The sequence below is a fragment of the Acidobacteriota bacterium genome, from assembly GCA_016716715.1.
Taxonomy (GTDB): Bacteria; Acidobacteriota; Thermoanaerobaculia; order UBA5066; family UBA5066; genus Fen-183.
Window position 1 is genome coordinate 83,959 of sequence record JADJVE010000005.1, and the last position, 21,066, is coordinate 105,024.

A 21,066-nucleotide genomic window follows, 5' to 3' on the forward strand; every position below is an offset into this window, starting at 1 on the left:
ATCGCGGTCTCTTGTCGTCCGAAGCCTTCCTGACCCACTCGGTTCTGCAGGACGCCCTCGTCTTTGCGGCGGCGGCTGCCGTGACGGCGCTCCTCGACCGGCGCGAGCGGAGGCGCGTCGTGCGCGTCGTCCTGCTCGGCGCGCTCGGTTTCGCGATCCATTTCGCGGCCCACCTCGCGGCCGATTCGGGCATGCGGGGAGCCGCCGCGCTCGACCTCGCGGGCCGCGCGATCGCCGCGATCGCGGCCGTCGCGCTCTTCGGGACGCTGCTTTTCGACGTCCTTCTCCCCCTCGTGAACATGCGCCCGCCGCGCATCCTGCGCGACCTCGCGATCGCCGCGGGCTCGATCGCGGCGACGCTCGCCGTCCTCTCGTCGGGAAAGGTCGAGGTCGTCGGAATCGTCGCGACGTCGGCGGTTCTCACGGCCGTCATCGGCTGGGCGCTCCAGGACACGCTTGCGAACGTCATGGGCGGCCTCGCGCTCCAGCTGGACGGCTCCGTGAAGGCGGGCGACTGGGTCACGTTCGGCGAGACGACGGGCCTCGTCCGCGACGTCGGCTGGCGCCAGACGACGCTCGAGACGCGCAACCGCGACTTCCTCGTGGTTCCGAACTCGCTGTTCATGAAGACCGCCGTGACCCTGCGCGGAAAAGGCGTCCCGGGCGACGCACCGCGCGAACGGCGCTGGATCCGCTTCGGCGTGGAGTCGGGCGTCGCGCCATCGGAGGTCGTCGCCTGCGCTCAGGAAGCCCTCTGGCGTGACCCCGTCGCCGGCGTCGACGCGGCGCCGGAGCCGGACTGCGTCTTCCTCGAGTTCGGGGACAGCGCCTCGCACTTCGCAGTCCGTTACTGGCTCACGGACATGTTCCTCGCGGACGCGACGGATTCGGCCGTGCGGACGCGGCTCTGGTTCGCGCTGCGCCGGGCCGGGCTTCCGATCGCGTTCCCGGTCCGCCAGGTGACTCTCACGTCCGGCGACGCGGAGGCCCGCACGCGCTCTTCGGAGTCCGCGCGCGCTGCGGGACGGGCCGCGCTCGAGCGCGTCTCGATCTTCGCGCCGCTCACGCCGGAGGAGCGGGACCGCCTCGCGCAGGGGATGTCCCTTCTGCCGTTCGGCGAGGGAGAAGCGATCGTACGGCAGGGCGCCGCGGGCCATCACCTCTACGTCCTCACGAAGGGCCGCGCGGAAGTGCGCGTCTCGGTCTCCGGATCCGTCGAGCGCGCCGTCGCGACGCTGGAGGCGCCGGAGTTCTTCGGCGAGATGGGACTCCTCACCGGCGAGCCGCGGAAGGCGACCGTCGTCGCTCTCGCGGATTCCGAGGCGTGGCGGGTCGAGAAGGCCGGGTTCAAGGAGATTCTCGAGAGGCGGCCCGCGGTCGCCGATGCGATCGCCGCGCTCGTGTCCGAGCGCGAGGCGGAGCTCGCGGCCGTGCGCGAGGGGCTCTCCGAGGAAGCGAGACGCTCGCGGGCGGAGCGTTCGCAGCCGCTCACGCTCGCGAGGATCCGCGAGTTTTTCGGGATCGGCTAGGTAAACTCCCTCCATGCCGCCGCTCTTCCCCGAGATCGAGCCGTACCGGACGTTCCGGCTGCCGGTTTCGGAGCTCCACACGCTGCACGTCGAGGAGTCGGGCAATCCGGACGGCGAGCCCGTCATCTTCTTTCACGGCGGGCCGGGGGCCGGCCTCTCGCCGATGCACCGGCGCTTCTTCGACCCGAAGTTCTGGCGCGTCGTCCTCTTCGACCAGCGCGGCTGCGGCAAGTCGACGCCGCTCGGCGAGCTCAGGGAAAACACGACGTGGGACCTCGTCGCGGACGCCGAGAGAATCCGGACGCATCTCGGGATCGCGAAGTGGCTCGTGTTTGGGGGCTCGTGGGGCTCGACGCTGGGTCTGGCGTACGCCGAGACGCACCCCGAGCGCGCGACCGGCCTCGTCCTGCGCGGGATCTTCCTCGGCCGGAAGCTCGAGATCGACTGGACGTACGTCGACGGCCTGAGGCGCATGGAGCCGGACGGCTGGGACGCCTTCGTGGCGCCGCTGACGCCGCGCGAGCGCGGCTCGGTCGTGCGCGCCTACCACCGCAGGCTGACGTCCGACGACGCCACAGTGAGGCGCGAGGCTGCGCTCGCGTGGAACAAATTCGAGAACCACGCCTCGAAGCTCGTCCCCGTGGAGGAGCCCGTCGCCGAGGAGGACGTCCCGAACGAAATCGCGCTCGCGCGCATCGAGGCCCACTACTTCCTGAACGGGTCGTTCCTGAAGTCGGACGACCAGCTCCTGCATGGCGCCGAGCGCCTCCGCCGGATTCCGGGCGTCATCGTCCAGGGGAAATACGACCTCGTGTGCCCGCTGCAGTCCGCGTGGGACCTGCACCTCGCGTGGCCGGAGGCGCAGTACGTCGTCGTCCCGGACGCGGGCCACTCCGCGGACGAGCCGGGGATCATCTCCGCGCTCGTCGCGGCCACGGAAGACTTCAAGACGAAGGTCTGACGTGGAGGCCGTCTTCACGAAGAACGCGCCGGCGCCCGCGGGGCACTACTCCCAGGGCGTCGTCCACGCCGGACTCGTGTACGTCGCGGGGCAGCTCGGGAAGGACCCGGCGCGGCCGGATGCGGGTCCGGGAACGCTCGAAGAACAGACCGAGCGCGCGCTCCGCAACGTCGAGGCTGTCCTCGCCGCGGCGGGGAGCGACCTCTCCCACCTCCTCCAGGTGACGGTCTACGTCTCGGACGCGTCGTTCTGGGGCCGCGTGAACGAGGTCTACGCGCGCGTGATGGGAGACGCGCGGCCAGCGCGGGCCATCGTGCCCGTGAACGAGTTCCGCGGCGGCTGGCAGGTCGAGATCGCGGCGATCGCGGCCGTCCGGTTGGCGGGTTGAGCCGCGCCTCCCGTCTGGTACGGTTGGGGGACATGGCTGGCCGTCCGCCGCTCTCCCTCTCGCTTCTCGGGCTCTATCCGAAGAAGGCTGGCTCCGCCGCGGTGGGCGCGCTCGCCCGTCTCACGCTGCCGAGGGCTCTGCGGCGGCCGCTCCTCGGGCGCTTCGCGGCGGCGTACGGAGCCAACCTCGACGAGGCCGACCGCCCGCTCGAGGAATACGCGAGCTTCCTCGACTTCTTCACCCGGAGGCTGAAGCCCGGCCTGCGCCCGCAGGCCGCGGCCGTTCCGGGCGGAATCAACTCGCCCGTGGACGGGGCGCTCATCGCGTCCGGCCGCGTGACGGAGGGGACGCTCCTGCAGGCCAAGGGCCTGCCGTACCGCCTGGACGAGCTTCTCGACGGCGACCCGCTCGCCGCGGAGCTGGCTGGCGCGCATTACCTCACGCTCTACCTCGCGCCGAAGGACTACCACCGCATCCACGTCCCGCTCGCGGGCGCGTGCGTCTCCGTCGGGCGCGTCGAGGGCGAGCTGTGGCCCGTCAACGACGCGTCGACGAACTTCACGCCGCGCCTCTACGTGCGGAACCGCCGCGCGTACTGGATCGCCGGCGGCTCGGGGCCGGACGAAGGTCTCGTCGTGGCCGCGGTCCTCGTCGCGGCGACGCACGTCGGCGGCGTCGTGATCGACCCGCGCTGGCTCTCGGAAAGTGCCCTCCCGCGGCGCGGGAGGCTGGACGTTCCAGCCCTGCCGTGCGCGCCCGGCGACGACCTCGGGACGTTCGAGCTGGGCTCGACCGTCGTTCTCCTCGTGGGCGGCCCGAAGGCGGACGCGTGGAAGGCGACGCGCGGCTTCGGCCCCGTGAAGGTGGGGGAGCGTCTCGGGGGCTTCGCGGCGTGACGCGCGGGGCGCTCGCTTACGCGACCGGCGCCGCGATTCTTCTCCTCGCCGGCGCCTCGCGCGCCGCGGAAACGGGCCCGCCCGCTCTGCGCTGGGGCGGCGACGCGGAAGGCGGCGCGCCCTTCGTCGAGGCCGATCCCGCCGATCCCTCGAAGCTGCGCGGCTTCGACGTCGAGATCGCGAACCTCGTCGCGCGGAAGCTCGGCCGGACGCCCGCGTTCGTCCAGGTCGCGTTCCAGTCGCTCGATCAGTCGGCCGCGCGAGGCGACTTCGACCTCGGCCTCTCGGGCATCGAGGACACCCCGTCGCGCCGCGCGGCGCTCGCGGTGACGGTCCCGTACTACGAGTTCCGGGAGGTCCTGACCGTGCGCGTGGCCGACTCCGGGCAGTTCCACCGCCTCGCGGACCTCCGCGGGCGGCGCGTCGGGACGCTCGCGGGCACGATCGCGTGGGACGCGCTCGCCGCCGCGGCGAAGACGGACGGGGTCGTCCCCGTCTCGTACGACGACGACGTCCACCCGTACGAGGACCTCGCGAAGGGCAGGCTCGACGCCGTCCTCCTCGACCACGTCCTCGCGGCACGCTCCGTGCGCCGCGTCGCGGGCCTCGCCACTCAGCCCGAGACGATCGCGACGGGAAGGTACGTCGCGATTCTCGGGAAGGAGAACGCGGCCCTCCGCGACCGCATCGACGCGATCCTGCTGGACGCGATGCGCGACGGAACGCTGAAGCGGATCTTCGAGGAGTGGAAGGTCTGGGACGAGGACCAGGCGGCGTTCGAAGAGAAGATAGAGACGGAGATTTCGCCCCCTCCCTCTTCACCTTCTAAGAAAATCTTCTCTTCCTCTTCTCTTTCTCTCGTCGTCTCCTATCTCCCTTCTCTCCTGAAAGCCTCGCTCGTCACGATCACGCTTTCGTGTCTCGCCATGGCGCTCGCGGTCGTGCTCGGCGTCTGCATCGCCAGCGGGCGCGTGTACGGGAACGCGGCGGTGCGCGCCGTGCTGACCGTTTACGTCGAGGTCACGCGCGGGACGCCCGTCCTGCTGCAGCTCTTCGTCCTCTACTACGGCCTCTCGTCCGTCGTGCGGCTGCCGGCGTTCGTCGCGGCGCTCCTCGGCCTCGGCCTGAACTACGCCGCCTACGAGAGCGAGATCTACCGCGGCGCGCTCGAGGCGGTGCCGAAAGGCCAGCTCGAGGCCGCGCGGACGCTCGGCCTGACGGAGGGGCAGGTGCTGAGGCTCGTCCGCGGGCCGCAGGCGTTCCGCCTCGCGCTCGCGCCCATGACGAACGACTTCGTGGCGCTCCTGAAGGACTCGTCGCTCGTCTCCGTCGTCACGGTCGTCGAGCTCACGAAGCAGACGGCGATCTTCGCGACGAACATCGCGAGCTGGGCGGTGCCCGGAGCGCTGTGCGCGGCGCTGTATCTGGCGATGTCGCTTCCGCTCGCGCGTCTCGCGCGGCGCCTCGAGGGGCGCTGGAGGGCGGCGTCCACGTGAGGGCGTTTCTGGAAATCGACGGACTGTGCCTCGCCCGGGGCGCGACGAGCGTGCTGAAGGGCGTGACGCTTTCGGTTGCGAGGGGCGAGCTCGTCGCCCTGATGGGGCTTTCCGGCGGCGGCAAGACGACCGTGCTGCGCGCGGTGGTCGGCCTCGAGGGGTTCGACGCCGGGACGATCGACGTGGACCGCGTCGCGCTCTCCCCGGGACCGCCGCCGTCCGGCGGGACGCTCCAGGCCCTGCGCGCGCGCGTCGGGATGGTGTTTCAGTACCACGGCCTCTTCGAGCACCTCTCCGTGCTCGAAAACGTGACGCTCGCGCCGCTCCACGTCGCGAGAGTCTCGCGCGAGGCCGCCGAGGCCCGGGCGCTCGCGCTCCTCGCAAGCCTCGGCGTGGACCGCCTTGCGAAGGCCCTGCCGCGCGAGCTCTCGGGCGGCGAAGCCCAGCGCGTCGCGATCGCCCGCACGCTCGCCATGGAGCCGCCGCTCCTCCTCATGGACGAGCCGACGGCGTCGCTCGACCCGGCTCGCCGCAACGAGCTCGGGCGCTCGCTGCAGCGCCTCGTGAAGGAGGACGGCCGGACGCTCGTCGTCGCGACGCACGACGACGACTTCGTACGCGACTTCGCGACCCGTGTCGTGATCCTCGCGGACGGGGTCGTCGTCGAGGAAGGCCCGCCCGCGAAGGTCCTCACGGACCCGCAGCATCCCGCGACGCGCTTCCTGCTGCAGGCGAAGGACCGCGGCCCGGCGCCCGGCGGTCCTCCGCGCGCGCGCGCGCCGCGAGTCCCGCGGGGAAGGGCGCCGGCGCCCTGAACGCTAGAAGAGGATTCCCGCGGTCGCCGCGACGAACTTGAACTTGCCGGCCGAGTTGTCGAGCGTGACCTCGTGGTAGCGGCCCTCGCCGAAGATCGAGAGCTTGCCCACGACGAACGCGACGCCGGCGCCGGCGTTCCACCCGAAGTCGGTCTGTGAGATCGACGACGAGACGCCCCCGCTCTCGGCCTTGAACTTCATGTTGTAGAAGCCGCCTCCGCCGAGGGCGTACACCTTGACGAGGACGATCCGGATGCCGACGACGAGGTTCGCGTTTCCGTCGAAGACCTCCGCGGAGCGCGTGAAGGCGCCGGAGGTCTTGGCGGAGAAGTTGCGGTAGTCGCCGTCGACGCGGATTCCGAGGGGCAGCGCCGGGAGCTCGTAGTTCAGCACGATGCCGCCGTTGTAGCCGGTGTCGTACGCGTCGGACCAGTCGCTCGTCGGGAACGAGGCGCCTCCCGTGAGGCCGAACTGGAACCCGCCGGTGCCCTGGGCGGCGGCGGGAGCGGCGGAAAACAGGATGACGGCGAGGATGCAGACGCCGAAAGGAATGAGTCTCTTCACATTTTCTCCTTGAGTGAATTCCCGTCCTGATCCTAACCCCGGGCCGGCCCTAAGTCCCCGAGTGTTAACCTTTTCACGGAAATCATGGCGTCATCCGGGCGGCTCAAGCAGACTCTCGTCAGGGACGCGATCCGCGAGAACGTGGACGTGATCGAGGGGCGTCTTCCAAAGGGTCTCAGGCGCTCGGACCGGATCCGCCGCGCGATCTTCCGCGCGTCGGTCTTCGTCATCGTCCCGCTCGCGCTCTTCCTCTCGATCAACGCGCTCACGACGGGGAAGGGCGAGCGCACGGACGTCGTCTTCGTCTCGACGCCGGCGGCCGTGCCCGCGCCCGCCGCCGCCGTCCTGCACGCCCCGAAGGGCCTCGAGCCGTCGCTGTTCCGACTCTCCGTGCGCTCCGTGGTTCTCGACCCGGGGCACGGCGGGACCGACCCTGGCGCGACGGGCGCCGGCGGCGTGCGCGAGAAGGACGTCACGCTCGACGTCGCGACCCGCGTCAGGGCGCTTCTCGAGGAAGGCCACCTCGCCGTTTCGATGACGCGTGACGGCGACACGACGCTGTCCCTCAAGGACCGCGTCCTTCTCGCGAACGCGAAGAGGCCCGACGTCTTCGTCTCGATCCACGTGAACTCCCTCCCGGCGGTTCGCGACAAGCGCGTGGTCGAGACGTACGTCCTCGGGACGACGACCGACGCGCGCGTGCAGGCGCTCGCGGGCGACGAGAACCGCGAGTCGGGCTACACGCTCGCGGACTACCGGCGTCTCCTCGAGGGCGTCCTCCAGGACGCGCGCTCCGGCGAGTCGAAGCGGCTCGCCGCGTCCGTGCAGGGCGGCCTCGTGACGGGCCTGAAGCGGGCCGTCCCGCGCCTCGAGGACCACGGCGTGAAGGAAGCGCCGTTCGTGGTCCTGATCGCGACGGAGATGCCCGGCATTCTCGCGGAGGTCTCCACGGTCTCCAACGACGACGAAGCGCGGCGCCTCAAAGACTCCGCGTACCGCCAGACGATCGCGCGCGCGCTTGCGGACGGAATCCTCGCGTACGCGGAATCCCGCAATCATCCTCCCTCGAAACGGAGTTGACATGACCTCGAAGAAAGACGTCCTCCACGTCGGCATCGACCTCGGGACCTCGCGCAGCGCGATCGCGGCGTCGAACGGCACGAAGCACGTGGTGGAGAGCTACGTGGGCTGGCCGCTCGACATGGTCGCGCGGAAGATCGTGAAGAAGACGATCCTGTTCGGCGCCGAGGCGCTGGAGGCGCGGTCGATGCTCGACCTGCACCGGCCGCTCGAGCGCGGCCTCATCAAGCAGGGCTCCGCGAAGGACGAGGAGGCGGTGCACGAGCTCTTGAAGCACCTGATCGCGCTCGCCGGCCGCCAGGAGGGACAGCGCGTGGAGGCCGTGGTCGGGGTGCCCGCCGAGGCGCTGCGCGTCTCCCGCCAGCACCTGCGCGGCGCCGTGAAGGGCATCGCGGACGCGCTCCTGATCGTGTCCGAGCCGTTCGCGGTCGCCTACGGGATGGACGCGCTCCTGCACACGATGGTGATCGACATCGGCGCGGGCACGACCGACTTCTGCGTCATGAACGGCCGTTATCCGACCGAGGAAGACCAGAGAACGCTCACGCACGCGGGCGACTCCATCGACGACCAGCTCATGAAGCTCGTGAAGACGAAGGCGCCGGAAGGCCGCTTCTCCATCCACATGATCCGGGAGTGGAAGGAGAAGTTCAGCTTCGTGGGCGACCCGAAGCAGCCCGTCGTCGCCCGGTTCCCCGTGAAGGGCAAGCCCGCCGACGTCGACATCACCGCCGAGATGAAGAAGGCCTGCGAGAGCATCGTCGGGCCCATCGCCGAGACGATGCTCGACCTCCTCTCGAAGGTGGAGCCCGAGTACCAGGAAAAGGTCCAGCGGAACATCGTCCTCGCGGGCGGCGGCTCGCAGATTCCGGGCCTCGCGGCCGCGCTCGAGAAGGTGCTCCTCGACGTGGGCGGCGGGCGCGTCAAGGCCGTGGAGGACCCGGTTTTCGCGGGCGCGAACGGCGGCCTCGCGATCGCGATCGACGCCCCCGAAGGAGAGTGGGAGCCTCTCGGCGCATGAGCGGCGACGGCGGGTTCGGCCGCGACTCCGGGACGACGAAACGGCGCATGCTGCCCGCCGTGACCGACGTCGTCCGCGAACTGGCCCGCAGCGTCTCCGCGGACCCGGCCGTCCTGTTCAAGGCGGCCCGCTCGGTCGTCGCGGACGAGCTCGCGAAGGTGAAGCAGGGCTTCGAATCGGCGCCGCTCGACGTCCTCGTGCGGCGTGCGCGCCGCCAGCTCGAGCAGGAAGGCGTCGTGGCTCCGGCCGCCGAGGAGCCGGAAGAGCCGAAGTCGGTCTCGATTCCGGCGCCGCCGCTGAGGCCGAAGAGGCCCGCCGGCGCCGCGGGCGACGGCCCGTTCCAGAGCGCTGGAGCGGCCGACCTCGAGTGGGAAAAGGACTTCAACATCCAGTCCGACGACGCGCCGTTCCGCTCCGCGATCCTCCCGCTGCCGCCGCGCTCGCGCGCGCCGGTGGGGATCGCGCCGCCGGAGAAGACCGCCGTCCCTGCGTCTCCGTCTGCGCCTGCTCCCCCTTCGTTTTCGCGCCTGCCCGCGCCCGACCGCGTGGTTGCGCCGGAGGGGCTTGCCGTCGAGCGCAGCAGCGCCGAAGCGCGTCCGAAGCCCGTCGTGGACGACCTTCCGCTCTTCTCGTCGCCGACGCTCGAGCTGTCCTCGCCTCTCGCACCGGCGCCGCCTCCGCCTCGCGTCGAGGAGCCCGACTTCACGCGGCCCGACCCCTGGGCCCCGGCGCAGGACGAACCTGCGTTCGAGCCGTCGAACGAGCGCTTCGAGGCCCCCGCGCCGCGTTTCGAGACTCCGGCGCCGCCGATCGAGATCCCGGCGCCGCGGATGGAGCCGCCCGTGAGATCGATGTCGGAGATGCCGCGGCTCACGGACCTCGTCGGGGACGCGACCGAACCCGTCGAGCCCATGATGGAGGAGTTCGCGTTCAAGGCAGCCGAATCCGCCGCGCCGCCGAAGAAGAGCGGCCGGACGGGCTGGATCGTCGCGATCGCCGTCGTCCTTGCCGTCGCGGCCGGCCTCATATGGGCCGTCCGGACGTTCCTGTCCGGGGACGTCGTGAAAAGAGTGGAGGCGCCCGCCCCCGCGCCGAAGAAGGTCGAGGCTCCCGCCCCGGCTCCCGCGCCGGTTGCGGCTCCCGCGCCCGTTGCCGTGTCCGTGCCTGCGCCTGCGCCGAAGGCGGCGCCCGCGGCCGCTCCCGCGGCGAAGGGAAAGGCGGCGCCGCTCGTCACGCCCGACTGGGCCGGCAAGAGCGTCGTCTACGTCGTCCACTTCTCGTCGCACAAGGACCGTCCGTCGGCCGAGAAGGAGGCGAAGCGCCTTGCGAGCGAGCTCGGGAAGCCGGGCCGCGCCGTCGAGGTCGACCTCGGGAACAAGGGCGTCTGGTTCCGCGTCGTGATCGGCGAGTTCGCGAACGTCGACGAGGCGCGCGCGTACCGCGCCGACCTCGAGGCGAAGAAGACGCCGAATCTCGGCTTCGTTTACGAGATGCGCGGGCGCTGACGGCTCAGAACGACGGCAGGAACGTCTTGACGATCTCGGGAACGGTGACCAGCGGAGCGCCCGCCCGCGCCGTCACCTTGATCGTGTCGAGCCGGTCGTTGAGCGAGGGGCTCTTCACGTCGTAGAGGACCCCGGTCGAGAGAACGTCCGTCTCGCGCGTGAACTTGAATGCCTCGAACCGCGACGTGACGTCGTGTCCGGCCGGAAGCGGCCGCGCCTTGGCCTTGAGCGATTTGAACTGGTCGTCGCCGCGCCACGTGACGCAGGGCGACATGACGTTGAGGAACGCGAAGCCGCGATGCCGCAGCGCCTTGACGATGAGCTCCACGGTGCCCTTGAGGTCGCCGGAGAACGCCCGGCCGACCCACGTGGCGCCGAACGAAATCGCGAGCTCGCACGGGTCCACGGCGGGCTCGGGGTTTCCGTAGTGGGTCGTCTTCGTCTTGTCGCCGGTGGGGGTCGTCGGCGCGACCTGGCCCTTCGTGAGGCCGTAGATCTCGTTGTCCATGAGGATGTAGGTCACGTCGAGGTTGCGGCGGGCCGAGTGCATGAAGTGGTTCCCGCCGATGGCGAGGCCGTCGCCGTCGCCGCCGACCGCGATGACCTTCACGTCGGGCCGCGACACCGCGACGCCGGTCGCGAGCGGGAGCGCGCGGCCGTGGACGGTGTTGAAGCCGTACGTCTCGACGTAGCCGGGGAGGCGCGAGGAGCAGCCGATGCCGGACACGACGGCCGTGAGCTCCGGCGTGAGCTGGAGCTCGGCCATCGCGCGGTAGAGCGCGGTGAGGACGCCGAAGTCGCCGCAGCCGGGGCACCAGACGGGCTTGAGGTCGGTCTTGTAGTCGCCGGGGACGAAGACGGGTAGGGCGGGCGGTGCGGCGCTCATGCGGCCCCCTTCTGCTGGCTTCCTGATGCGAAGAACCTGCGGATCTGGTCGTCGACCTCGGAGATCGTGAGGTTCTTGCCGCCCGACCGCTTGAAGATGATCGTGTTGTCCGGGAGCGTCGTGAACGTCCGCAGGTACTTGTAGAACTGCGCGGCGTAGGAGATCTCGATCACGAGAAGCTGCCGGACGCTCGCGCGGAACTCCTCGAACGCCTTCACCGGGAAGGGGAAGATCATCTGCGGAATGAATGCGGCGACCTTCTCGCCCCGCTCCTCGGCCATGAGAACCGCTTCCTTGACGGCGCCCTTGGACGAGCCCCAGCAGACGATTCCGAGGTCGGCCTTCGCAGGGCCGTAGCGGCGCGCGCGCTGGTACCTGTCGCGGATGGGCTTGAGCTTGCGATAGCGCTTCGCGTTCATCGTCTCGTGGACGTGGGCCATCGAGGCCGGGCGGCCGAACTCGTCGTGCTCGAGGCCGTTCGTCTGGTAGATGCCGCCCTTCAGACCCGGGACGCTCATCGGGGAATAGCCGTCGGGCGTGTCGCGGTAGCGCTTGTATTCGACGAGCTCCTCGGCGGTCGGAACGGCGCGGTCGACGACGTCGTGGACGAGGCGCGTCGGGTCGAGCGTCTCGCGGCGCTGGCCGATCGACTGGTCCGTCAGGACGATGACCGGGACCTGGAACTCCTCGGCGATGTTGAAGGCCTCGACCGTCGTGTGGAAGCAGTCCTCGACGTCGGAGGCCGCGATCACGACGCGCGGCGCGTCGCCGTGGCCGGCGAACACGGCCTGCCAGAGGTCGGACTGCTCGCTCTTGGTCGGGAGGCCGGTGGAGGGACCGCCGCGCTGGACGTCCACGACCACGCACGGGACCTCGGCCATGGAGGCGAGGCCGAGCATCTCGGTCATGAGCGACAGGCCGGGCCCCGAGGTCGCCGTCATGGACTTCACGCCGGCGAAGGAGGCGCCGACGACGGCGCCGATCGCGGCGAGCTCGTCCTCCGTCTGGACGACGGAGCCGCCCATCTTCGGGAGCCATTCCTCGGCGAACTGGAGGATCTCGGTCGAGGGCGTGATCGGGTAACCGGCGAAGAACCGGCAGCCGGCGTGCAGGGCGCCGAGCGCGGACGCTTCGTTGCCCGACATGAGGAGCTTGGCGGGGCCGGGCGTGAACGTCAGGCCGCGCTCCGGCATCGGGGGAAGCGTGCCGCCGTGGACGAGGCCGGCCTCGTAGGCCTTGAGGGCGAGCTCGCCGACGGCCGCCTTCTTGCGCCCGAAGCGCTTCACGACGGCGCGGCGGATCGTCTCCTCGGCGAGGCCGAAGAGCGCGGTCAGGACGCCGAGCCCGACGACGTTCTTCGATCCCTTGGCGCCCGCGTCGCCCGCGAGCTTCGAGAACGGCACGGCCAGCCAGTGACCGTCCGCTCCGATGCCGAGGTCCTCCCGGGTTCGCGCCACGGGGTCCGCCTCGTCGAAGAGGACGACCGCGTTCGGCGCGGGCTGGACCTCTCCCTTGAAGCGGCCGAAGTCGGCCCAGGAGAAGACGACGAGGACGTCCACGGCGTCCCCCTGTTCGTAGATCGCGCTCGGGCTCAGCCGCACCACGCACGAGGATTCGCCCCCCCGGATCTGGGGTCCGTAGGCCTCGGTCTTGATGACGTTCAGTCCGTTGCGCGCGCCGGCCTGGGACAGGATGTCGCCCATGGTGACGATCCCGTCGCCGCCGGCCCCGACCATCGCGATGGTGAGATCACGTCTCGACATGGCGCACAGGGTGTCTCCTGCGGCTTCCGCCGTCCATGGTGCAAACGGATCATGGGCGAACGAGAAAGCGTCTCAGCCCGAAATGAGACGCGCGAGCGAATAGGCGGCGCCGGACGCGAGCGCCCCGACGAGGACCGTCCGGAGGGCCTCGGCGGCGACCGGGCGGCCCGTGAGACGCCCCTTGAAAGCTCCGAAGATGCCGAGGGCAATCAGCGTGACGACGACGGATGCGAGGAGGGCCGTCGTGATGGGAATGTGAAAGAGGTAAGGACCCAGCGGGATCGCGCCGCCCGCGACGTACGAGCCGCCGATCGTGACGGCCGAGACGCGCGCCCGCTTCGGGTCGGGCTCGGAGAGGTGCAGCTCCTCGCGCATCATGAAGTCCACCCAGCGGTCCCGATCGGCGCAGACGGCCTCCGTCGCGGACTCGAGGACGTTCCCTTCGAGGCCCCAGCCTTTGAAGACCTTGCGGACCTCGTCCTTTTCCTCCGCGGGGACCTCGACGACCTCCTCGTGCTCCCGGCGAAGCTCGGAGCGCCACGTGTCGGCCTCGCTCTTGGCCGCGAGGTAGCCGCCGAGGCCCATCGCGATGGCCCCGGCCGCGAGCTCCGCGACGCCCGCGACGAGGACGACGCGCGAGTTCGCGACGGCGCCCGAGAGGCCCGCGGCGAGCGCGAACGGAACCGTGAGGCCGTCGGACATGCCGAGGACCACGTCGCGGACCGTCTCGGAGCCTTCGAAGTGCGACTCGACGTGATGGTGCCTCGGAAGGCCCCGCGAGGTTCCCTTGGCGTGCGGCGGCGCTTGCGGCGTGTGCGGCCGCGGCTTTTCCTTCTGCGCGCTCACGGGTTCGTCTGCCAGATCTCGAGTCCCTTCACGAGGGCCCGGTCATCCAGCTTCACGAGCGCCACGATCCCGGCCGCCACGTCCTCGGGCTGGATCGCTTTCTTTTCGTCGAATGCCATCCCGGCCTTCCGGACGAGGTCCGTCGCGACCGTGGACGGGTAGACGACGGACACGCGCACGTCCGACGTGCGCGCCTCGTACATCATGGCCTCCGAGAGTCCCGCGAGGCCGAACTTCGACGCGCAGTACGCGCCGCCGCCCGCGAAGCCGCGCCGCCCGGCCGTCGAAGCGACGTTCACGATGTGCCCGCGGCGGCGCGTCTTCATTCCGGGCAGCACGGCGCGCGACATCAGGAACGGCCCGCGCAGGTTCACGGCGAGCACGCGGTCGAAGACGGCCGCATCCATTTCTCGACGGGCGCTGCCGTGAAGATCCCGGCGTTGTTCACGAGGACGTCGACGGGGCCGAGCTGCTGCTCGGCGGCCGCGACGACGCGCGAGACGACGCCTTCGTCGGAAACGTCCCCCGGCAGGACGGCCGACGAGGCGCCGAGATCCTTGAGCTCCTTCTGGACTTCGGAGAGGGTTTTCTTCGTGCGGCCGACCAGCGCCACTTTCGCGCCCTCGAAGGCGAAGGCCAGTGCGACGGCCCGGCCGATCCCGCGCCCGGCGCCCGTGACGAGGACGACCTTGCCCTTCAGGTCCATGGCTGTCTCCCGGGACGGGATTCTAGGCCTCCGGGCCGCGGGTCACTTTCCGGGTGGTCCGTCGAGAGACTCGAGCGTCGCCGTGGACGGCGGACGCGAGGCCTGCAGCTTCCTCGCGACGGCCTCGGCCTGCCGGAGCGCGCGGAGCACGTTTCCGCCCGCGAGCTTGACGAGGTCCGCGTCGCTCCATCCGCGGCGGATCAGCTCGGCGAAGAGGTTCGGGTACGTGGAGACGTCCTCGAGGCCGACGGGCCAGCTGTCGTTGCCGTCGTAGTCGGCGCCGAGCCCGACGTGGTCGACGCCCGCGACTTTCCGGACGTGCTCGACGTGGTCGGCGACCTCTCCCACCGTCGCCTTCGGGACCTTCAGGGGCGCGAAGATCTCCTTCCAGAGGGCATCGCGATCCTTCTCGCTCGCGAGCGTCTTCGCGCGGGCGTTGAACTCCTGAAACGCCGGCATGAGGATCTTCGCGGCCTCGGGCGAGACGAAGCCCGTGACGAACGCGATCATCACGACGCCGCCGTTCTTCGGAAGGAGCCGGATGACGTCGTCGGGCACGTTGCGCGGGACGTCGCAGATCGCGCGCGCGGAGGAGTGCGAGAAGATCACCGGCGCTTCGGAGACGCGCAGCGCCGCGCGCATCGTCTCGGGCGCGACGTGCGAGAGGTCCACGAGCATCCCGAGGCGGTTCATCTCGCGGACGACCTCTTCGCCGAACTTCGTGAGGCCGCCGTGGCGGGCGGGCGCATCGGTCGCGCTGTCGGCCCAGAGCAGCGACGTGTTGTGCGTGAGCGTCATGTACCGCGCGCCGAGCGCGTAGTACGCCCGCAGGGCGCCGAGCGAGTTCTCGAGGGCGTGGCCGCCCTCCATCCCGATGAACGATGCGATCTTCCCGGCCTTGAAGGCTTTCTCGGCGTCGTCGGCCGTGAGCGCGAGCGCGAACGTGTCGGGGTAACGCTCGACGATGCGCCGGGCGAGCTCGATCTGCTCGAGCTGCATGCGCGCCCAGCCCTCCTTCGCCTCTCCCGGGACGTAGACGGACCAGAACTGCCCGCCGACGCGCCCGGCCCTGAGGCGCGGGATGTCGGTCTGGCCGGACGTCTTCGTCCTGAGGTCGTACGCGGCGACGTCTCCCGGCGCCGCCTTCGCCTCGCGGATCGCCCACGGCAGGTCGTTGTGGCCGTCGATCAGGATGTGGCGCGAGAGGAGGTCCTTCGCGTGCGCGAGGGCCGTATCATCCGCCGCCGCAGCGGGAAGGGCGACGGCAAGGGCGGCGGCGGCAAGGTTGAGACGAAATCGCATGGCGGCGACGATAGCGCGTTCGCGGCTGCTACGCTGGCCGGCGCGATGACCGACGCGACGCTACGCTCCGATCCGGCGCCCCGCTTCGACCCCGCGCGCCGCCGGGCCGTGACGTTTGCGCTCGTTCTCGTGACGTCGCTCTCGTCGTTCGAGTCGACCGTCGTCACGACCGCGATGCCCACGATCATCGGCGACCTCCACGGCCTGCCGCTCTACTCGTGGGTGTTCTCGGTGTACCTCTTCGGCTCGACGATCACGATGCCGATCTACGGGAGGCTCGCGGACGTCCATGGCCGGCGCCGGATGATGCTGCTCGCGATCGCGCTCTTCGCGGGGAGCTCCCTTCTCGCCGCGCTCGCGCGAACGATGCCGCAGCTCATCGCCGCGCGCGGGCTGCAGGGCCTTGGCGCCGGCGGCCTCATCCCGCTGGCGCTGACGGTCTCTGGCGACCTCTACTCGATGGAGGAGCGCGCGCGGATCCAGGGCCTCTTCAGCTCGATCTGGGGCGTGTCGAGCCTCGTCGGCCCGCTCGCGGGCGCGTTCCTGACCGTGACGGCCGGCTGGCGCTCGATCTTCCTGCTGAACCTGCCGCTGGGCCTCCTCGCCGCGTGGATCGTCGCGACGCGGATGATCGAGACTCCGGGTGCGCCGCGCGCGGTCGCCGGCGCGCCGGGGCTCGTTGCGCTCCTCAAGCGCCGCGCCACGGCGTGGCCCTACGTCTCGGCCGTGCTCATGGGGATCGCCCTGTACGGGGTCTCGACGTACGTGCCGCTCTTCGTGCAGGGCGCGCGAGGCGGCAGCGCGAGCTCCGCCGGCGCGGTCATCACGCCGCTCATCCTCTTCTGGGCCGTTTCGGCGACGGCGGGCGGCCGGCTCATTCTCAGGATCGGGTTCCGGCAGTCGGCCGTCGTCGGCGCGGGGCTCCTCGTCCTCGGCTTCGCGGGGCTCCTCGCGGCGGCGGCGCTCGACGCCTCGACACCGTGGATCAGCGCCGCGTGCGCCGTCATCGGCTGCGGCCTCGGGCCGACCGCGCTCTCGCAGCTTCTCGCCGTCCAGGAGGACGCGCCCGCGGAGCAGCGCGGCGTCGCGACGAGCCTCGTGCCGTTCTTCCGTACCGTCGGCGGCTCGCTCGGGGTGGCCGCGATGGGCGCCGTCCTCGCGGCCGGTCTCTCGGCGCGTCTCGGGCCCGCGCTGGAGTCCGCGAGCCGGGCGCTCTCCGGCGAGATCCCCGCGCCGCCGGGCTTTCGGATCGCCCTGGAGCGCTCGCTGCTTCCGGTCTTCGCAGCGCTGCTCGCGGCGGCCGTTCTCGCGGCCTTTGCCGCCGCGCGGTTCCCGGCGGGCCGGCACCGCAGCCGCTGAGACGCCGTCGCGAATTGATCGCGGGCGGGTTCCTGGGAGATGATCCGCCGCTCTCATGACACGTCATGACGCACGGGGCTGGTTCGCCGTCCTGGCGTGCCTCGCGGCCCTCCCGGCCGCCGGCGTGGAGCCCCTGCGCGTCGCGTCGCTCCGCGCGAACCTTTCCCCTGTCGCCGAGTTCGCCCCTGGCGACGCGGCAGGCGGCGCCGCCGCGGCCGAGGCCCTCGACTTCCACCCGATCGCCGTGCCCGCGACGTGGCAGAAGGCGGGCTTCGCCGAGCACGGGTTCGGCTGGTACCGGTTCCGGTTCACGCTCGCGGCGGACATCGCCGACAAACCGCTCGCGTTCCTCTGTTCGCAGATCCGGGACGCGGACGAGGTGTTCCTCGACGGTGTGCGCGTGGGCGGAACGGGCGGGTTCCCGCCCGCGTACGACAAGGGCACGCTGGTGAGGCGCGTGTACGAGCTCCCTGCGGGCCTCACGACCCGCGCGGGCGTCCACACGCTCCTCGTGAGGGTCTACAACGCCGGGCCGCGGGACGGGGGATCACGGGCGCGCCGTACCTCGACGGCGTGTCGGCGGCGGTCCAGACGCGCATCAACCACGAGACGCCGCTCGCGCTGGTCGCGGCCGCGATCTTCGCCCTCGGGCTCTTCGCGCTCTTCGTGTTTCTGCGCGACCGCCTGCAGGTGGAGTTCCTGATCTTCTTTCTCTTCACGATGGGCGTCGCGCTCTATCTCGGCACGTGGCTCTCCGTGTGGCCTCTCCTCGGGATTCCCCTCTCGCCGGTGTTCCGGCTGAACCTCGCGCTCTCCTTCTCGATCCCGCCGCTCCTCGGGCTCTTCTTCTACCGGTTCTATCTCGCGCGTCCTCCGCGCTGGCTGCGGGCGGTGTTCGTCGTGGAGGGCGCGTGCGCCGCGCTGTGCCTCGCGTGGCCTCGCGTCGACGATCTCTACCGGCTCCTCGCGGTGAGCTACGCCGCGGTGGCGATCATCGGCGGCCACGTCGCGGCGCTTCTCATTTCGAAGTGGCGCCGGGGCGTCTCCTACGCCCGCCCTGTCGTCGCCGGATTTCTCCTCGTCTTCCTCGCGACGCTCCACGACGTCGCGCAGGACCTGTCCATGGTCCCGGAAGCCGACCACCTCCAGCTCATCGGTCCCGCGTTTCTTCTCTTCTCGGCGATCTTCCTGTCCGTCGTCGCGGATCGCATGGTGCGCCTGAGAGTCGCGGCTGCGACGGACCCCCTGACGGGCCTGCCGAACCGGACGGGCCTCTTCGAGCGAATCGCGCTCGAGCTCGCGCGCTCCAAGCGCACGGGGCGGCCGGTCGCCGTCGCCGTTCTCGACCTCGACCGCTTCAAGGACTTCAACGACGCCCACGGGCACCTCGCGGGAGACCGGCTCCTCATCGCGTCGGGCGAGGCGCTCACGGCCTCCCTCCGGACGACGGACCTCGCCGCGCGCTTCGGCGGCGAGGAGTTCGTCGTCCTCCTCCCCGAGATCGGGCGCGACGAGGCGGCCGCCTGCGCCGAGCGCATCCGGCTCGCCGTCTCGAAGGCGCGCGTGCCGGGGGTCGCCGGGCACGTCACGGCGTCGATCGGGCTGGCCGTGCACGACCCGCAGGACGGCGCGCCGCCGGGCGCGGCCGTTCTCCTGCGCGAGGCCGACGCGGCCCTCTACCGCGCCAAGGCGCTCGGCCGCGACCGCGTGTGCATCGCCGAGGGGCCGGTCGCGGGCGAACGACTGAAGGGCATCAGCGGCGATTCGGGGTGACAATGGGCGGCTGAAGGAGCCGACCATGCGCAACGTCCTCCGTTACGTCCTCGTCGTCGCCGCCCTGGCCGCGCTCGCGGCACCCGTCCGCGCCCAGCAGACCGCGGGCCAGACCGTCGTCGTGCCCTCGCTGCCCGGGATGCCGAACCAGGAAATGAAGATCGCGTCGGAGCCGCTCGCGAACTCCGAGATGGTCGGCCCGGAGCTTCCATTCACGGGCCAGGTCATCCAGTGGGAGGAAGGCCGCTCGATCACGATGAAGTTCGAGGACGGGCTCACGCGCGTGGTCCCCGTGGTCTCGAACATCATCTTCCCGCCGGACCTCCGGCCGGGCGGCATGCTGACGGTGTTCGTCCGGCAGACGGCCGACGGGCGCTACCGCGTGACCGGACTCACCACCGCGATGCAGCCGCCGAAGCCGCCGCCTCTGCCGGCGCCGACCGCCGCACCCGAGCCCGCTCCCGCGGCGCCGACGGCGCCGCCCGTTGCGATGCCCGAGCCGCCGGCCCCGGGCCCGAAGGGCAAGACGGTGGTCGGCGCGACGTACATCACGCTGCGCGGGACGTTCAAGTCGATCGACAAGGGCACCGTCACGCTCGTCGAAGCGAACGGGACCGAGCGCACCGTGAAGCTCTCCGAGAAGGCCGCGGTCGCCGGGGGGCTCAAGGAGGGCGACAAGATCGTCGTGCGCGTCCCGCTCCAGAAGCCGTTCGACGGAAAGACGGCCGACCGCGTCGAGCGCCCGAAGCCGCCGAAGACGCCGCCGCCGTCGAAGTTCAGCAAGGTCCAGACCCCGGCGAACTGATGGGCCGGCGGGTCGCCCTTTTCGCGTTCGGCCTCGCCTGCGCCGCGTGCCTCTCGGCCGAGGCCCAGCCCACCGCGGTCCCGACGGCCGCAGGCGCGGGCGCCGTCGCGCCGTCGGACCAGACGGCCGTGAAGCCCGCGCTCCCGGACGAGCGCGCAAACCGCACCGTCGAGCTCGGGACCGCACCGCCGACTCCGGCGCCTCTGCCCGCGCCGGTTCCCGCGCCGGCTCCCGCGCCTCCGCCGGCCGTCGAGGAGCCCGGCCGCTCCGAGCCGGTCACGGGCGAAGCGCCCGCGGCGGCCGGCAGCGTGCACAGGAAGCCCGGCGTCGCGCCGCGCCCCGTGAGCGTCGCGAAGGCGCCGTCGTACACGGTCGTCGCCCTGGACGGGAAGAGCCTCACGCTCCGGCGGGCGGAAGGCACCACCGTCACGTTTCCGCTCGCGAGGAAGGCGGACGTGCCGAAGGGCCTCGCGCCCGGGCAGTCCGTGACGATCAAGACCCGCACCGAGAACGGGAAAAAGGTCGTCTCGCGCGTCCGCGAAGCGAGCGACGCGCCGGTCCTCACGAACGTGAACTGAGCGCGCCGCGCGCAGCGGGAACTTCCACGCCTCCGCCCGGGTCGTATCGGGGCGAGGAGGCCGCCATGTTCGAGCCCGCACCCGCGCCCCGCCGAAGGCCCATGTTCGCCGTCTCCGCCACGGCGCACGCCGCGCTCGCGGCAGTCCTCGTCGTGCCGCCGCTCTTCGCGACGCCGGAGCCGCCGGAACTGGACGGGATCGTGAAGATCGACTGGGTCCCCGTTCTCACGATCGACGCCCCGGCTCGCATTTCGGTGGATTCTCTTAGAAGGGTAAGAGAGGGCGGTCTAGGGGCGCGCACCGCGAGCGCGAGCGGCGCCGCCGCGCGCCCCCCGGTTTCCCAGCCAACGGGCATCGGGTCGGTGCTGCCGGATCCGACGAGCGAGCCCGAAGGCCAATTCACCTTCGAAGGAACCGACGAGCAAAGCGAGTCGGGCATCGGCGTTCCGGGTGAAACGGGCAAGCCCGGATCGGGGGGGCCGGGCGGCGGGATTCTCGATGCGACGGCTCCCGGGGTCTCGCCGCCTGTCGCGATCGAGACGATCGCGCCCCCGTACCCCGAGCTCGCGCGGCGCGCGCGCATCGAAGGGGTGGTCGTCCTCGACGCCGTCATCGGGGCGGACGGCGCGGTGCGCGAAGTGCGCGTGGCGCAGGGCGTGAGCCCGCTCCTCGATCCGGCGGCCGTCGAGGCGGTTCGGCGCTGGCGCTATCGTCCGGCTTCCGTCGGGGCGCGGCCCGTGGCCGTTCTCTTGAAGGTCGTCCTCACTTTCTCGCTCCGGAACCTGTGACATAA

The 21,066-nt window shown here is 71.3% G+C and carries 21 protein-coding genes; 14 read left to right on the plus strand and 7 right to left on the minus strand.

The window, feature by feature from the left end:
• Nucleotides 1-11: 11 nt before the first annotated feature.
• From IPL89_09595 to IPL89_09620, 6 genes are read left to right on the plus strand one after another with little or no spacing between them, the layout of a single operon-like run.
• Nucleotides 12-1,529 (plus strand): mechanosensitive ion channel, encoded by a 1,518-nt coding sequence (locus IPL89_09595; GenBank protein MBK9063432.1) that lies wholly within the window; start codon nt 12-14, stop codon nt 1,527-1,529.
• A 13-nt stretch (nt 1,530-1,542) separates the two neighbouring features.
• The gene (gene pip / locus IPL89_09600) at nt 1,543-2,490 is read left to right on the plus strand and encodes a prolyl aminopeptidase (protein MBK9063433.1); all 948 of its coding nucleotides are present in this window, start codon (nt 1,543-1,545) and stop codon (nt 2,488-2,490) included.
• Between the two features lies 1 nt (nt 2,491).
• Entirely contained in the window at nt 2,492-2,878 is a 387-nt protein-coding gene (locus IPL89_09605; protein MBK9063434.1) for a RidA family protein, read from the plus strand.
• Nucleotides 2,879-2,910: 32 nt separating this feature from the next.
• Nucleotides 2,911-3,774, plus strand: a complete 864-nt coding sequence (gene psd, locus IPL89_09610; protein ID MBK9063435.1) for a phosphatidylserine decarboxylase — start codon at nt 2,911-2,913, stop codon at nt 3,772-3,774.
• Nucleotides 3,771-5,270 carry an ABC transporter permease subunit gene (locus IPL89_09615; protein MBK9063436.1) on the plus strand — a complete coding sequence of 500 codons (1,500 nt, stop codon included), beginning with the start codon at nt 3,771-3,773 and terminating at the stop codon, nt 5,268-5,270. Before psd ends, IPL89_09615 begins: the two co-directional genes overlap by 4 nt.
• An 8-nt stretch (nt 5,271-5,278) precedes the next feature.
• Nucleotides 5,279-6,085, plus strand: coding sequence for an ATP-binding cassette domain-containing protein (locus IPL89_09620; protein MBK9063437.1), 807 nt, complete (start codon nt 5,279-5,281; stop codon nt 6,083-6,085).
• A gap of 3 nt (nt 6,086-6,088) precedes the next feature.
• On the opposite strand, the gene IPL89_09625 is transcribed toward IPL89_09620, so the two are convergent.
• Nucleotides 6,089-6,649 (minus strand): porin family protein, encoded by a 561-nt coding sequence (locus tag IPL89_09625; protein MBK9063438.1) that lies wholly within the window; start codon nt 6,647-6,649, stop codon nt 6,089-6,091.
• Nucleotides 6,650-6,733: 84 nt separating this feature from the next.
• On the opposite strand from IPL89_09625, the gene IPL89_09630 reads away from it, so the two are divergent.
• From IPL89_09630 to IPL89_09640, 3 genes are read left to right on the plus strand one after another with little or no spacing between them, the layout of a single operon-like run.
• Nucleotides 6,734-7,729, plus strand: a complete 996-nt coding sequence (locus IPL89_09630) for an N-acetylmuramoyl-L-alanine amidase (GenBank protein MBK9063439.1) — start codon at nt 6,734-6,736, stop codon at nt 7,727-7,729.
• Between the two features lies 1 nt (nt 7,730).
• Nucleotides 7,731-8,750 carry a rod shape-determining protein gene (locus IPL89_09635; GenBank protein ID MBK9063440.1) on the plus strand — a complete coding sequence of 340 codons (1,020 nt, stop codon included), beginning with the start codon at nt 7,731-7,733 and terminating at the stop codon, nt 8,748-8,750.
• Entirely contained in the window at nt 8,747-10,255 is a 1,509-nt protein-coding gene (locus IPL89_09640; protein MBK9063441.1) for an SPOR domain-containing protein, read from the plus strand. Before IPL89_09635 ends, IPL89_09640 begins: the two co-directional genes overlap by 4 nt.
• Before the next feature lie 4 nt (nt 10,256-10,259).
• Here IPL89_09640 and IPL89_09645 read toward each other — a convergent pair whose 3' ends face one another.
• From IPL89_09645 to IPL89_09670, 6 genes are all read right to left on the minus strand, one after another.
• Nucleotides 10,260-11,141 carry a 2-oxoacid:ferredoxin oxidoreductase subunit beta gene (locus IPL89_09645; protein ID MBK9063442.1) on the minus strand — a complete coding sequence of 294 codons (882 nt, stop codon included), beginning with the start codon at nt 11,139-11,141 and terminating at the stop codon, nt 10,260-10,262.
• On the minus strand, nt 11,138-12,904 hold the full coding sequence (locus IPL89_09650; protein MBK9063443.1) for a 2-oxoacid:acceptor oxidoreductase subunit alpha: 1,767 nt from the start codon (nt 12,902-12,904) through the stop codon (nt 11,138-11,140). The genes IPL89_09645 and IPL89_09650 overlap by 4 nt, the downstream gene beginning before the upstream one ends.
• A gap of 72 nt (nt 12,905-12,976) precedes the next feature.
• Nucleotides 12,977-13,606: a VIT1/CCC1 transporter family protein gene (locus IPL89_09655; protein ID MBK9063444.1), complete on the minus strand. Its 630-nt coding sequence runs from the start codon at nt 13,604-13,606 to the stop codon at nt 12,977-12,979.
• Between the two features lie 140 nt (nt 13,607-13,746).
• Nucleotides 13,747-14,157: an SDR family NAD(P)-dependent oxidoreductase gene (locus IPL89_09660; protein ID MBK9063445.1), complete on the minus strand. Its 411-nt coding sequence runs from the start codon at nt 14,155-14,157 to the stop codon at nt 13,747-13,749.
• Nucleotides 14,121-14,456 (minus strand): SDR family NAD(P)-dependent oxidoreductase, encoded by a 336-nt coding sequence (locus IPL89_09665; protein ID MBK9063446.1) that lies wholly within the window; start codon nt 14,454-14,456, stop codon nt 14,121-14,123. The genes IPL89_09660 and IPL89_09665 overlap by 37 nt, the downstream gene beginning before the upstream one ends.
• A gap of 42 nt (nt 14,457-14,498) precedes the next feature.
• The gene (locus IPL89_09670) at nt 14,499-15,758 is read right to left on the minus strand and encodes a dipeptidase (protein MBK9063447.1); all 1,260 of its coding nucleotides are present in this window, start codon (nt 15,756-15,758) and stop codon (nt 14,499-14,501) included.
• A 45-nt stretch (nt 15,759-15,803) separates the two neighbouring features.
• Here IPL89_09670 and IPL89_09675 point away from each other — a divergent pair, with 45 nt between their 5' ends.
• From IPL89_09675 to IPL89_09695, 5 genes are all read left to right on the plus strand, one after another.
• Nucleotides 15,804-17,117 (plus strand): MFS transporter, encoded by a 1,314-nt coding sequence (locus IPL89_09675; GenBank protein MBK9063448.1) that lies wholly within the window; start codon nt 15,804-15,806, stop codon nt 17,115-17,117.
• Between the two features lie 573 nt (nt 17,118-17,690).
• Complete coding sequence (locus tag IPL89_09680) at nt 17,691-18,890, plus strand: diguanylate cyclase (GenBank protein MBK9063449.1); 1,200 nt, start codon at nt 17,691-17,693, stop codon at nt 18,888-18,890.
• Nucleotides 18,891-18,915: 25 nt separating this feature from the next.
• The gene (locus IPL89_09685; GenBank protein MBK9063450.1) at nt 18,916-19,695 is read left to right on the plus strand and encodes a hypothetical protein; all 780 of its coding nucleotides are present in this window, start codon (nt 18,916-18,918) and stop codon (nt 19,693-19,695) included.
• Entirely contained in the window at nt 19,695-20,273 is a 579-nt protein-coding gene (locus tag IPL89_09690) for a hypothetical protein (GenBank protein ID MBK9063451.1), read from the plus strand. The genes IPL89_09685 and IPL89_09690 overlap by 1 nt, the downstream gene beginning before the upstream one ends.
• A 65-nt stretch (nt 20,274-20,338) precedes the next feature.
• A complete protein-coding gene (locus IPL89_09695) occupies nt 20,339-21,061 on the plus strand; it encodes an energy transducer TonB (protein MBK9063452.1) in 723 nt (240 codons plus the stop codon).
• Nucleotides 21,062-21,066: the final 5 nt, after the last annotated feature.

Excerpts from the sequence above, each read along its gene's own strand:
- IPL89_09635 (MBK9063440.1), top strand. The coding sequence starts at position 7,731 with ATGACCTCGAAGAAAGACGTCCTCCACGTCGGCATCGACCTCGGGACC.
- IPL89_09690 (MBK9063451.1), top strand. The coding sequence starts at position 19,695 with ATGGGCCGGCGGGTCGCCCTTTTCGCGTTCGGCCTCGCCTGCGCCGCG.
- IPL89_09675 (MBK9063448.1), top strand. The coding sequence starts at position 15,804 with ATGACCGACGCGACGCTACGCTCCGATCCGGCGCCCCGCTTCGACCCC.
- IPL89_09655 (MBK9063444.1), bottom strand. The coding sequence starts at position 13,606 with ATGTCCGACGGCCTCACGGTTCCGTTCGCGCTCGCCGCGGGCCTCTCG.
- IPL89_09695 (MBK9063452.1), top strand. The coding sequence starts at position 20,339 with ATGTTCGAGCCCGCACCCGCGCCCCGCCGAAGGCCCATGTTCGCCGTC.
- IPL89_09670 (MBK9063447.1), bottom strand. The coding sequence starts at position 15,758 with ATGCGATTTCGTCTCAACCTTGCCGCCGCCGCCCTTGCCGTCGCCCTT.
- psd (MBK9063435.1), top strand. The coding sequence starts at position 2,911 with ATGGCTGGCCGTCCGCCGCTCTCCCTCTCGCTTCTCGGGCTCTATCCG.
- IPL89_09630 (MBK9063439.1), top strand. The coding sequence starts at position 6,734 with ATGGCGTCATCCGGGCGGCTCAAGCAGACTCTCGTCAGGGACGCGATC.
- IPL89_09640 (MBK9063441.1), top strand. The coding sequence starts at position 8,747 with ATGAGCGGCGACGGCGGGTTCGGCCGCGACTCCGGGACGACGAAACGG.
- IPL89_09665 (MBK9063446.1), bottom strand. The coding sequence starts at position 14,456 with ATGGACCTGAAGGGCAAGGTCGTCCTCGTCACGGGCGCCGGGCGCGGG.
- IPL89_09650 (MBK9063443.1), bottom strand. The coding sequence starts at position 12,904 with ATGTCGAGACGTGATCTCACCATCGCGATGGTCGGGGCCGGCGGCGAC.
- IPL89_09685 (MBK9063450.1), top strand. The coding sequence starts at position 18,916 with ATGCGCAACGTCCTCCGTTACGTCCTCGTCGTCGCCGCCCTGGCCGCG.
- IPL89_09660 (MBK9063445.1), bottom strand. The coding sequence starts at position 14,157 with ATGGATGCGGCCGTCTTCGACCGCGTGCTCGCCGTGAACCTGCGCGGG.
- pip (MBK9063433.1), top strand. The coding sequence starts at position 1,543 with ATGCCGCCGCTCTTCCCCGAGATCGAGCCGTACCGGACGTTCCGGCTG.
- IPL89_09645 (MBK9063442.1), bottom strand. The coding sequence starts at position 11,141 with ATGAGCGCCGCACCGCCCGCCCTACCCGTCTTCGTCCCCGGCGACTAC.